The sequence below is a fragment of the Pantoea eucrina genome, assembly GCF_020079945.1.
Lineage (GTDB): Bacteria > Pseudomonadota > Gammaproteobacteria > Enterobacterales > Enterobacteriaceae > Pantoea > Pantoea eucrina.
Window position 1 is genome coordinate 1 of record NZ_CP083448.1, and the last position, 12,462, is coordinate 12,462.

Consider the following 12,462-nt stretch of genomic DNA (forward strand, 5'->3'; position numbering starts at 1 on the left):
GTGTCACTTACGCTTTGGCAACAGTGTCTTGCCCGTTTGCAGGATGAATTACCTGCCACCGAATTCAGCATGTGGATCCGTCCACTGCAGGCTGAATTAAACGACAATACGCTGGCCTTGTATGCACCAAATCGGTTTGTACTCGACTGGGTTCGGGATAAATACCTCAACAGTATTAATGGGCTGCTGAACGAATTCTGCGGCGCAAATGTGCCGTTGCTGCGATTTGAAGTGGGTACGCGTCCTGTGGCGCAGGTTGCTGCTGCACAGCCGGTTATGACCAGCACCGTCAGCGCGCCGGCACCGGTGGAAACCCGTCCGGCACCGGCACAGCTGCTGCGTCCGAGCTGGGATTCAGTGCCGGCACCTGCGGACGTGACCTATCGCTCGAACGTGAACAACCGCCATAACTTCGACAACTTTGTTGAGGGTAAATCAAACCAGCTGGCGCGCGCGGCGGCACGCCAGGTGGCAGATAATCCTGGTGGTGCCTACAACCCGCTGTTCCTTTATGGCGGCACGGGTCTGGGTAAAACGCACCTGCTGCATGCGGTCGGTAATGGCATTATTGCCCGTAAACCCAACGCCAAAGTGGTCTACATGCACTCAGAGCGGTTTGTGCAGGACATGGTAAAAGCGCTGCAGAACAATGCGATTGAAGAGTTCAAACGCTACTACCGTTCCGTGGACGCGCTGCTGATCGATGATATTCAGTTCTTTGCCAATAAAGAGCGCTCGCAGGAGGAGTTTTTTCACACCTTCAACGCGCTGCTGGAAGGCAATCAGCAGATCATTCTCACCTCTGACCGTTATCCTAAAGAGATTAACGGCGTGGAAGATCGTCTCAAGTCACGCTTTGGCTGGGGTCTGACCGTAGCCATTGAGCCGCCTGAACTGGAAACGCGCGTGGCCATTCTGATGAAAAAAGCAGATGAGAACGATATCCGCCTGCCGGGTGAAGTCGCTTTCTTCATTGCCAAACGTCTGCGTTCCAACGTGCGTGAGCTTGAAGGGGCGCTGAACCGCGTGATCGCGAATGCAAACTTTACCGGACGCGCCATTACCATCGATTTCGTGCGTGAAGCGCTGCGCGATTTGCTGGCGCTGCAGGAGAAGCTGGTTACTATCGACAACATTCAGAAAACCGTAGCGGAATATTACAAAATCAAAGTGGCGGATTTGCTGTCGAAACGCCGGTCGCGCTCTGTGGCGCGGCCGCGTCAAATGGCGATGGCGATGGCAAAAGAGCTGACCAACCATAGTCTGCCAGAAATTGGCGATGCGTTTGGTGGCCGGGACCATACCACCGTGCTGCACGCCTGCCGAAAAATCGAGCAGCTGCGTGAAGAGAGCCACGACATCAAAGAAGATTTCTCTAACCTTATCCGAACATTATCTTCCTGACGCATATGAAATTTATTGTTGAACGTGAGCAGTTGCTGAAACCCCTGCAACAGGTAAGTGGTCCGCTTGGCGGACGTCCGACGCTGCCGATCCTCGGAAATTTGCTGCTGCAGGTAAATGAAGGGTCGTTGTTGCTGACCGGAACCGATCTGGAAATGGAAATGGTAGCGCGCGTGGCGCTGAATCAGGCCCACGAGCCTGGCGCTACCACGGTGCCGGCGCGTAAATTCCTTGATATCTGCCGTGGCCTGCCGGAAGGCGCTGAAATCAGCGTTACGCTGGAAGGCGATCGCATGCTGGTACGTTCCGGGCGCAGTCGTTTTTCACTGTCAACGCTGCCTGCCAGCGATTTTCCTAACCTGGATGACTGGCAAAGCGAGGTTGAATTTACGCTGCCGCAGGCCACTCTGAAGCGGCTGATTGAAGCCACGCAGTTTTCAATGGCGCATCAGGATGTACGTTACTACCTTAACGGTATGCTGTTTGAGACCGAAGGTGAAGAGCTGCGTACCGTTGCAACCGACGGTCACCGTCTGGCGGTCTGCGCCATGCCGATTGGTCAGGCGCTGCCAAACCATTCTGTGATCGTACCGCGTAAAGGGGTCATTGAGCTGGTCCGCCTGCTGGACGGCGGTGAGAACCCGCTGCGCGTGCAGATTGGCAGCAGCAACATTCGGGCGCACGTAGGCGATTTCATCTTCACCTCTAAGCTGGTGGATGGTCGTTTTCCTGACTACCGGCGCGTTCTGCCCAAAAATCCGGACAAGGCGCTGGAGGCGGGCTGCGATCTGCTCAAGCAGGCGTTTGCCCGTGCGGCTATTTTGTCCAATGAGAAATTCCGCGGCGTACGCATCTACATCACTGAAAATCAGCTGAAAATCACGGCAAACAACCCGGAGCAGGAAGAGGCGGAAGAAATGCTGGATGTCTCTTATAGCGGCACCGAGCTGGAGATTGGCTTTAACGTCAGCTACGTACTGGATGTGCTGAATGCGCTGAAGTGCGAGAACGTCCGTCTGCTGCTTACCGACTCTGTTTCCAGCGTACAGATTGAAGACGTAGCCAGTCCAGCTGCGGCATACGTCGTCATGCCGATGCGCTTGTAGCAGAAAATATCGGCCTGGCTTACTTGCCATTCTGGTCCCGGGCAGTGCTCGCCCCTGGTCACATACTTCAGTATGCTCCCAGGATCTGCGCGCTGGCCGTGACCAGACTGCCTGCGCCGCCAACGGCCCGCATTGTTAACGTTAGGCTATTCCCTTCTGGCTGGATTCGTTCATGGCTTTAACCCGCCTTCTGATTAAAGATTTTCGTAATATTGAGCAGGCTGACCTGGACCTCGCACCCGGCTTTAACTTTCTTGTCGGCGCCAACGGCAGCGGTAAAACCAGCGTGCTGGAGGCGATTTATACGCTGGGTCACGGACGGGCGTTTCGCAGCCTGCAGGCGGGGCGGGTGATCCGTCACGAGCAGGAGGCGTTTGTCCTGCACGGGCGTATTGATGGCGGCGGTGAACGCGCGCTGGCGGTGGGGCTGACCAAAAACCGCGCCGGCGACAGCAAGGTGCGGATTGACGGCAGCGACGGGCATAAAGTGGCCGAGCTGGCGCAGCTGCTGCCGATGCAGCTGATTACGCCTGAGGGGTTTACATTGCTCAACGGCGGCCCCAAATACCGCAGAGCCTATATCGACTGGGGCTGTTTTCATGCTTATCCCGGTTTTTTTATCGCCTGGAGCAACCTGCGTCGCCTGCTGAAGCAGCGTAACGCGGCGCTGCGTCAGGCCTCACGCTACAGCCAGATTCGTCCGTGGGATCAGGAGCTGGTGCCGCTGGCCGCGCAGATCAGCGCCTGGCGCGCGGAGTACAGCGCGGCCATCGCCAGTGAGATCACCGCGACCTGCAGCCAGTTTTTGCCTGAGTTTGCCCTGTCATTCTCTTTCCAGCGCGGCTGGGATAAAGAGAGCGACTATGGCGATCTGCTGGAGCGCAATTTTGAGCGCGATCGCGCGCTTACCTACACCGCCGGCGGCCCGCACAAAGCGGATTTCCGCATTCGTGCTGAAGGGACGCCGGTAGAAGATTTACTCTCACGCGGACAGCTGAAGCTGCTGATGTGCGCCCTGCGTTTAGCGCAGGGTGAGTACCTGACGCGCAGCAGCGGACGTCGCTGTTTATACCTGATTGATGACTTCGCATCCGAGCTGGATGACACGCGCCGGCGACTGCTGGCTGAGCGGCTGAAAGCCACGCAGGCTCAGGTGTTTGTCAGTGCTATTGGCACAGAGCATGTAATCGATATGAGCGACGAAAAGGGCAAGATGTTCCGCGTGGAACAGGGTAAAATAGCGGTTCAACCTGAAGATTAAATGAGCGAGAAACGTTGATGTCGAATTCTTATGACTCCTCAAGTATCAAAGTCCTGAAAGGGCTTGATGCGGTACGCAAACGCCCGGGTATGTATATCGGCGATACGGATGACGGCACCGGTCTGCATCACATGGTATTCGAGGTCGTGGATAACGCCATCGACGAAGCGCTCGCCGGACACTGCAGTGACATCGTGGTCACTATCCACGCGGATAACTCCGTGTCGGTGCAGGATGACGGGCGCGGTATTCCAACCGGTATTCACCCGGAAGAGGGTGTCTCGGCGGCGGAAGTGATCATGACCGTTCTGCACGCCGGCGGTAAGTTTGATGACAACTCTTACAAAGTGTCGGGCGGCCTGCACGGCGTTGGCGTTTCCGTGGTTAATGCCCTGTCGCAGAAGCTGGAGCTGACCATTCGTCGCGACGGCAAAGTGCATCAGCAGACCTACGTGCACGGCGTGCCGCAGGCGCCGCTGGCGGTTACCGGCGATACCGAGACGACCGGTACGCGCGTACGCTTCTGGCCAAGCCACGAGACCTTTACCAACGTCACCGATTTTGAATATGAGATTCTTGCCAAACGCCTGCGTGAGCTGTCGTTCCTGAACTCCGGCGTCTCTATTCGCCTGCAGGATAAGCGTGATGACAAGAGCGATCACTACCACTATGAAGGCGGCATCAGGGCGTTTGTGGAGTATCTGAACCGCAACAAAAACCCGATTCACCCTAACGTATTCTATTTCTCTACCGAGAAAGATGGCATCGGTGTGGAAGTGGCGCTGCAGTGGAACGATGGTTTCCAGGAAAACATCTACTGCTTTACCAATAACATTCCGCAGCGCGACGGCGGGACGCATCTCGCTGGTTTCCGTGCGGCGATGACGCGCACGCTCAATGCCTATATGGATAAAGAGGGCTACAGCAAAAAAGCCAAAGTCAGCGCCACCGGTGACGATGCGCGTGAAGGCCTGATTGCCGTGGTTTCCGTGAAAGTGCCGGATCCGAAGTTCTCCTCGCAGACCAAAGATAAGCTGGTCTCCTCCGAAGTAAAATCGGCGGTAGAGCAGCAGATGAATGAGCTGCTGAGCGAATACCTGCTGGAAAACCCGGCGGATGCAAAAATTGTGGTAGGCAAAATCATCGATGCGGCGCGCGCGCGCGAAGCAGCACGCCGTGCGCGTGAGATGACCCGCCGCAAAGGCGCGCTGGATCTGGCCGGCCTGCCGGGCAAGCTGGCAGACTGTCAGGAGCGCGATCCGGCGCTCTCTGAAATCTACCTGGTGGAGGGTGACTCTGCAGGCGGATCGGCGAAGCAGGGGCGTAACCGTAAAAACCAGGCGATTCTGCCGCTGAAGGGTAAAATCCTCAACGTAGAGAAAGCGCGTTTCGATAAAATGCTCTCTTCGCAGGAAGTCGCCACGCTGATCACCGCGCTGGGCTGCGGTATCGGCCGCGATGAGTACAACCCGGATAAGCTGCGCTATCACAGCATCATTATCATGACCGATGCGGACGTCGATGGCTCACATATCCGTACGCTGCTGCTGACCTTCTTCTACCGTCAGATGCCGGAAATCATTGAGCGCGGCCACGTTTACATTGCGCAGCCGCCGCTGTTTAAAGTGAAAAAAGGCAAGCAGGAACAGTATATTAAAGACACCGACGCGATGGATCAGTATCAGATCGCCATCGCGCTGGACGGCGCTACGCTGCACACCAACGCCAGCGCACCGGCGCTGGGCGGTGAGCCGCTGGAAAGCCTGGTCGCGGAGTACAACAGTACGCAGAAGATGATCAAACGCATGGAGCGTCGCTTCCCGGCAGCCCTGCTTAATGCGCTGGTTTACCATCCAACGCTGGCAGGGCTGGATGATACCGCCGCCGTCAGCAGCTGGCTGGAGACGCTGGTGGCGTATCTTAACGAGCGTGAAGCACACGGCAGCACCTATGTGGCACAGGTACGCGAAAACCGTGAGCTGCAGCTGGCTGAGCCGGTACTGCGTGTGCGCACCCACGGTGTGGATACCGACTACCCGCTGGATAGCGAGTTTATCGGTGGCCCGGAGTATCGCAAAATCTGTGCGCTGGGCGAGCAGCTGCGCGGCCTGATTGAAGAGGACGCCTATATCGAGCGTGGCGAACGTCGTCAGCCGGTTGCCAGCTTCGAGCAGGCGATTGAGTGGCTGGTGAAAGAGTCACGCCGCGGTCTCTCCATTCAGCGCTATAAAGGGCTGGGCGAGATGAACCCGGAGCAGCTGTGGGAAACCACCATGGATCCGGACAGCCGCCGTATGCTGCGCGTCACCATCAGGGATGCGATTGCTGCCGATCAGCTCTTCACCACGCTGATGGGCGATGCGGTGGAGCCGCGTCGCGCCTTTATCGAAGAGAACGCGCTGAAAGCCGCTAACATCGATATCTGATACGCTCTGACCCCTCCCGCCCGGGAGGGGTTTTTTATATCCGCAAAGTCCTTTCTCCTGCACCATCCGGCATCTCAACCACCAGGCTCAGCCTGCCGCCCACCGCATCTGCGATCCGCCGCGCCGATAAACTGGTCAATGAGAGCTGAATCGCGCTAGCATGAAAGTCAGACCCTGAATTAACCGAGGACGTTATGGCGATAAAACTGATTGCGATCGATATGGACGGCACGCTGCTGAATCCGCAGCACGAAATCACTCCGGCGGTAAAAACAGCGATTGGGCGCGCGCGCGACAAGGGCGTGTCGATTGTGCTGGCGACCGGCCGCCCGTTTGTCGGCGTTGAGCGCTATCTGATGGAGCTGGATCTGCGCCAGCCGGGTCAGTACTGCATCAGCAATAACGGAGCGCTGGCGCATAAGGCCGATAGCGGTGACGTGGTGGCTGAGAAAACGCTGAGCTTTGATGATTACCTCTATCTTGAGCAGCTGGCGCGCGAACTCGGCGTGCATTTTCAGGCGTTCGACAAATCGTCCCTCTATACCCCCAATAAAGACATCAGCGAATACACCATCCATGAAGCCAGCCTGACCGGCATTCCGGTGCGCTATCGTGCGGTTGAAGAGATGGATCCGGCGACGCGCTTCCCGAAAATTATGATGATCGATAAGCCGGCGCTGCTGGATAAAGCGATTGCCAGGCTGCCAGCGCGCATGCAGGAGAGCTACACCGTCCTGAAAAGCGCGCCTTATTTTCTGGAGATCCTCAACCCGCTGGTGAACAAAGGCTATGGCGTGAAGATGCTGGCGGAAAAACTCGGCCTGCAGCAGTCAGAAGTGATGGCGATTGGCGATCAGGAGAACGATCTGGCGATGATTGAGTATGCCGGCACCGGCGTGGCGATGGGTAATGCCATCGACTCAGTGAAAAAGATCGCTCAGTTCGTGACTAAAACCAATATGGAAGATGGCGTTGCGCACGCTATCGAAGAGCTGGTGCTGTAACCCCAGCACGTTTATATGATTCCCGGCACGCTGCGGGAGCCCCGCAGATAATCCCCCTCACCGCGGTATCTCTGTGCCGGTTGTGGAAGGTCGTATGGCCTGCCGCACCGGCATCACCTCCTTCTCAGACCAGCCGCGCGCTTCAGGCGTGGTTAAACGCTGACGCTGTGCGCGTCATGACGAGCCGGCAGGGCCTGCCGATCGGTAAAATCCGCATCGATTGTCTGTTTTGTGATCTGAATTGTAGTACGAGATACATATGTAGTACTACAATCGTCCGCAATGGCTCAGGCAGCCGTTAGGTTTCAAACCAGGAACGCAGTAATCTGACGGGCTGATGCCCTTCATATACCGGACTCCCATGACACAACAACAGCTGAGCAAAACAGAGCGCATTATCCATACGCTGGGTGAAGAGATTGTCGCCGGTAAGTATGTGCCGGGTGCGGCGCTGCCCGCAGAAGCAGAGCTGTGCGAACAATTCGGGACCTCACGCAACATCATCCGTGAGGTTTATCGTGCGCTGATCGCAAAGCGCCTGATGGAGATGAAGCGTTACCGCGGTGCGTTCGTGACCCCGCGCAATCAGTGGAATTATCTCGATAGTGATGTATTGCAGTGGGCGCTGGCGCACGATCAGGATCCGCGCCTGATTGCCGCCATGAACGAAGTGCGCGTGCTGGTTGAGCCGCAGATTGCGCGCTGGTCAGCCGAGCGGGCGACCTCAACCGATCTGGCCGCTATCGAACAGGCCTATAACGATATGGTGGCAAACCATCTCGATCGCGAAGCGTTTAACGACGCGGATATTCGCTATCACGAAGCGGTGATGGGCTCGGTACATAATCCGGTGCTGCAGCAGCTTAACGTCGCGATAAGCCAGCTCCAGAAAGCGGTGTTTGCGCAGACGTACATGGCGGACGCCGGCAATATGCCGCGCACATTAGCTGAACATAAAGCGCTGTACGACGCTATTCGTCATCAGGATAGTGACGCCGCGGAACGTGCAGCAAAAGCGATGATTGCCAGCTCCACGGCCCGACTGAGAGAGATTTTGTGACCAGCTATATCGCTATTGACTGGGGCTCAACGAATTTACGCGCCTGGCATTATCAGCAGGGCGTCTGCGTTGATGAACGCCGCTCCCCCGCCGGCATCACGCGCCTCGGCGGGCAGACGCCAGCGCAGGTCTTTGCCAGCGTCACCGCTGGCTGGCCTGTAGATGAGGTGCCGGTGATCATGGCCGGCATGGTCGGCAGCAATGCCGGCTGGCTGTCGGTCCCCTATCTGCCCTGTCCGGCCAGCCTGAATGCGCTGCACGCTCACCTGACGCGTGTGGAGCAAAAAGCATGGATTGTGCCGGGACTAAGCGTTGAACGTGATGATAACTACAACGTGATGCGCGGTGAAGAGACGCAGCTGCTGGGTGCGTTAACGCTGCAGCCGGTAGCGCTGTGTGTAATGCCCGGCACGCATGCCAAATGGGTTCAGCTGGAACAGGATCGGGTGCTGGACTTTCATACGGTCATGACCGGTGAGCTGCACCATTTACTGCTGCAGCAGTCGCTGATTGGCGCCGGTCTGCCCGAACAGGAGACCTCTCAGGCGGCATTTATGCAGGGGGTGGAAAGAGGGTGTCAGGATGCGTCTGTTATTGCCCGCCTGTTTGAAGTGCGCGCGGCGCATGTGCTGGGCGCCCGCGATCGCCGTCATGTCAGTGAGTTTCTTTCCGGCCTGTTAATCGGTCATGAAGTGGCGCTGATGACGCAGCGCATGGATGCGTCACCACAGCCGATCGCCATTATTGGCGGCCACACGCTGGCGCAGCGTTATCAGCAGGCGCTGACGTTTATTAACCGGGATTCAGTTACGCTGGAAGGCGATGTTGCATTCCAGCATGGAATGAGGAGTATTGCGAATGTCCTGGCCCACTAAACTGCCGCTGATTGCTATTCTGCGCGGCATAACACCGGATGAAGCTGAAGCGCACGTCGGTGCGCTCATTGAGGCTGGCTTTGATGCCATCGAAATTCCGCTGAATTCGCCCGACTGGGCGCAAAGCATCGGGGCGATGGTGGCAACGTTTGGCGATAGCGCGCTGATTGGCGCAGGAACGGTGCTGGAAACGGCACAGGTCGACAGGCTGGCCACGCTGAACAGCAGGCTGGTGGTCACGCCCAATACGGATGCGGACGTGATTCGTCAGGCGGTCGCGCAGGGCATGATTGTTGCAGCCGGCTGTGCTACCGCTTCAGAAGCCTTTACCGCTTTAAAGGCGGGGGCGCAGGCGCTGAAAATTTTCCCCTCTTCAGCCTTTGGCCCCGGCTATATCAAAGCGCTGAAAGCGGTCCTGCCGCCGGAAGTCCCGGTGTTTGCCGTTGGCGGCGTTACACCCGAAAATCTGCATGAATTTATGGCTGCAGGCTGCATCGGCGCCGGTCTGGGCAGCGATCTCTATCGCGCCGGCCAGCCGCTGTCACGCACGGCAGAGAAGGCCCGCGCATTTATTGCTGCTTACAAGGACGCTGTACAATGAAAATTACCCGACTCACGACGTATCGTCTGCCGCCGCGCTGGATGTTCCTGAAAATCGAAACCGACGAGGGCATCACCGGCTGGGGTGAACCGGTAATTGAAGGACGCGCCCGCAGCGTCGAAGCAGCGGTGCATGAGCTGTCAGAGTATCTGGTCGGGCAGGATCCGGCGCGCATCAACGACTTATGGCAGGTGATGTACCGCGGCGGCTTTTACCGCGGTGGTCCGATTCTGATGAGTGCCATTGCCGGCATCGATCAGGCGCTGTGGGATATCAAAGGCAAAGCGCTTGGCGTACCGGTATATCAGCTGCTGGGCGGTCTGGTACGCGACAGTATCAAAGCGTATAGCTGGGTAGGCGGCGACCGGCCGGCGGAGGTCATCGATGGCATTCAGAAACTGCGCGCCATCGGGTTTGATACCTTCAAGCTCAACGGCTGCGAAGAGATGGGCATTATCGATAACTCGCGCAAAGTCGACGCGGCGGTCAATACCGTGGCGCAAATCCGCGAAGCGTTCGGCAGCGAGATTGAGTTTGGCCTCGATTTCCACGGCCGCGTCAGCGCGCCGATGGCAAAAGTGCTGATCAAAGAGCTGGAGCCCTATCGTCCGCTGTTCATTGAAGAGCCGGTGCTGGCCGAGCAGGCGGAATACTATCCGCGCCTGGCTGCACAGACTCACCTGCCGATCGCTGCCGGTGAGCGGATGTTCTCGCGGTTTGAGTTCAAACGCGTGCTGGAAGCGGGCGGGCTGGCCATTCTCCAGCCCGATCTGTCGCACGCTGGCGGTATCACCGAATGCTACAAAATTGCCGCCATGGCCGAGTCGTATGATGTTGCGCTGGCGCCGCACTGTCCGCTGGGCCCGATTGCGCTCGCGGCCTGTCTGCATGTCGACTTCGTATCGCGTAATGCGGTATTCCAGGAGCAGAGCATGGGTATTCACTACAATCAGGGTGCCGAACTGCTCGATTACGTTATTAATAAAGACGATTTTAAAATGGATGATGGCCACTTTTATCCGTCGAATAAACCAGGCCTTGGCGTGGAAATTAACGAAGAGCTGGTGATTGAGCGCAGTAAAAATGCGCCGGACTGGCGTAATCCGCTATGGCGCTTCCCGGACGGCTCTGTGGCTGAATGGTGATCGCTGCTCTGCGGGTGACTGACTAAAATAATCACCCTGCGTCAGGCCGGATTATTCAGGCTGTTGAAAATTTATAAATATTTTAAAAAAATGCCGGATAAATAAGGCTCAGGCTACCCCTCAGCCTTACTGACGGCACGGCATATTTACCGCTACGGCGGATTACATCTGACTATCTTACCCTGCATTGTTTGCGGTGCGCCTTGCTGCGCCCTGCGAACAACATCATGACGGAGAAACACCATGGATCTCTCTGCTGTTCAGGCCAGACCAACGCGGCGGCGTTATATTACGCTGTTAATGATCTTTATTACCGTGGTTATTTGTTATGTGGACCGCGCTAATTTAGCGGTAGCCTCAGCCCATATTCAGGAGGAGTTTGGCATTACCAAAGCGGAAATGGGCTATATTTTTTCCGCCTTTGCCTGGCTATATACGCTCTGCCAGATCCCGGGAGGCTGGTTTCTCGATCGCGTGGGTTCGCGGCTGACCTATTTTATTGCCATCCTCGGCTGGTCGGTGGCGACATTATTTCAGGGATTTGCCACGGGCTTATTATCGCTGATTAGCTTACGTGCGGTTACCGGTGTATTTGAGGCGCCGGCATTCCCGACAAATAATCGCCTGGTAACCAGCTGGTTTCCGGAGCAGGAGCGTGCGTCTGCCGTTGGCTTCTACACCTCCGGACAGTTTGTCGGACTGGCATTCCTGACGCCGCTGCTGATCTGGATCCAAGAGCTGCTCAGCTGGCACTGGGTGTTTATCATTACCGGCGGAATTGGCATCGTCTGGTCGCTGGTGTGGATCAAAGTGTACCGGGCACCCAGACACAGCAAAGGGATCAATCAGGCCGAGCTGGACTATATTCGCGAAGGTGGCGCAATGGTTGACGGTGATGCGCCGTCAGAGAAAAAAGCACGCACCCGGCTTACAGCTGCCGACTGGAAACTGGTGTTCCACCGTAAACTGTGCGGCGTGTACCTTGGTCAGTTTGCGGTGACCTCAACGCTGTGGTTCTTCCTGACATGGTTCCCTAACTACCTGACCCAGGAAAAGCATATTGCCGCATTAACCGCCGGTTTCATGACAACCGTACCGTTTCTGGCCGCCTTTTTCGGCGTGATCCTGTCTGGTATCGTGGCCGACAGGCTGGTGCGCAGCGGACGCTCAATCGGCTTCGCACGCAAAACGCCGATCATCTGCGGTCTGCTGATCTCTACCTGCATCATGGGTGCTAACTACACCAATGATCCCGTGTGGATTATGGTGCTGATGGCGCTGGCGTTCTTCGGTAACGGTTTCGCCTCAATCACCTGGTCACTGGTATCATCGCTGGCACCGGTTCGTCTGATTGGTCTGACCGGCGGCATGTTCAACTTTATCGGCGGACTTGGCGGTATTACGGTTCCGCTGGTGGTCGGTTATCTGGCGCAGGATTATGGCTTTGCTCCGGCTCTGGTGTATATCTCCGCCGTGGCGCTGGTGGGCGCACTCTCCTACATTCTGCTGGTCGGCGACGTGAAACGCGTTGGCTGATCCGACGAGGCGCGCATGGAAGCGCGCATCCCCGCAAAACTGCT

At 56.9% G+C, this 12,462-nt stretch carries 10 protein-coding genes; all 10 read left to right on the forward strand.

What is annotated here, in order from left to right:
* The 10 genes from dnaA to LAC65_RS00050 all read left to right on the forward strand — a co-directional run bounded on the left by dnaA (window position 1) and on the right by LAC65_RS00050 (window position 12,418).
* Window positions 1-1,404 carry a chromosomal replication initiator protein DnaA gene (gene dnaA / locus LAC65_RS00005; RefSeq protein ID WP_039381492.1) on the forward strand — a complete coding sequence of 468 codons (1,404 nt, stop codon included), beginning with the start codon at window positions 1-3 and terminating at the stop codon, window positions 1,402-1,404.
* A gap of 5 nt (window positions 1,405-1,409) precedes the next feature.
* The gene (gene dnaN / locus LAC65_RS00010) at window positions 1,410-2,510 is read left to right on the forward strand and encodes a DNA polymerase III subunit beta (RefSeq protein ID WP_039381494.1); all 1,101 of its coding nucleotides are present in this window, start codon (window positions 1,410-1,412) and stop codon (window positions 2,508-2,510) included.
* Window positions 2,511-2,682: 172 nt separating this feature from the next.
* Entirely contained in the window at window positions 2,683-3,771 is a 1,089-nt protein-coding gene (recF, locus tag LAC65_RS00015; RefSeq protein WP_039381497.1) for a DNA replication/repair protein RecF, read from the forward strand.
* Window positions 3,772-3,788: 17 nt separating this feature from the next.
* Window positions 3,789-6,197 carry a DNA topoisomerase (ATP-hydrolyzing) subunit B gene (gene gyrB, locus LAC65_RS00020; protein ID WP_039381501.1) on the forward strand — a complete coding sequence of 803 codons (2,409 nt, stop codon included), beginning with the start codon at window positions 3,789-3,791 and terminating at the stop codon, window positions 6,195-6,197.
* Window positions 6,198-6,391: 194 nt separating this feature from the next.
* The gene (gene yidA, locus LAC65_RS00025; RefSeq protein WP_039381505.1) at window positions 6,392-7,201 is read left to right on the forward strand and encodes a sugar-phosphatase; all 810 of its coding nucleotides are present in this window, start codon (window positions 6,392-6,394) and stop codon (window positions 7,199-7,201) included.
* A gap of 361 nt (window positions 7,202-7,562) precedes the next feature.
* Window positions 7,563-8,261: a FadR/GntR family transcriptional regulator gene (locus LAC65_RS00030; RefSeq protein ID WP_039381509.1), complete on the forward strand. Its 699-nt coding sequence runs from the start codon at window positions 7,563-7,565 to the stop codon at window positions 8,259-8,261.
* A complete protein-coding gene (locus LAC65_RS00035) occupies window positions 8,258-9,136 on the forward strand; it encodes a 2-dehydro-3-deoxygalactonokinase (protein WP_039381512.1) in 879 nt (292 codons plus the stop codon). Before LAC65_RS00030 ends, LAC65_RS00035 begins: the two co-directional genes overlap by 4 nt.
* The gene (locus LAC65_RS00040; RefSeq protein WP_039381515.1) at window positions 9,120-9,737 is read left to right on the forward strand and encodes a 2-dehydro-3-deoxy-6-phosphogalactonate aldolase; all 618 of its coding nucleotides are present in this window, start codon (window positions 9,120-9,122) and stop codon (window positions 9,735-9,737) included. Before LAC65_RS00035 ends, LAC65_RS00040 begins: the two co-directional genes overlap by 17 nt.
* Window positions 9,734-10,882, forward strand: a complete 1,149-nt coding sequence (gene dgoD / locus LAC65_RS00045) for a galactonate dehydratase (RefSeq protein WP_039381519.1) — start codon at window positions 9,734-9,736, stop codon at window positions 10,880-10,882. The genes LAC65_RS00040 and dgoD overlap by 4 nt, the downstream gene beginning before the upstream one ends.
* A 243-nt stretch (window positions 10,883-11,125) precedes the next feature.
* Window positions 11,126-12,418: an MFS transporter gene (locus tag LAC65_RS00050; RefSeq protein ID WP_039381522.1), complete on the forward strand. Its 1,293-nt coding sequence runs from the start codon at window positions 11,126-11,128 to the stop codon at window positions 12,416-12,418.
* The last annotated feature ends 44 nt before the right edge of the window (window positions 12,419-12,462 follow it).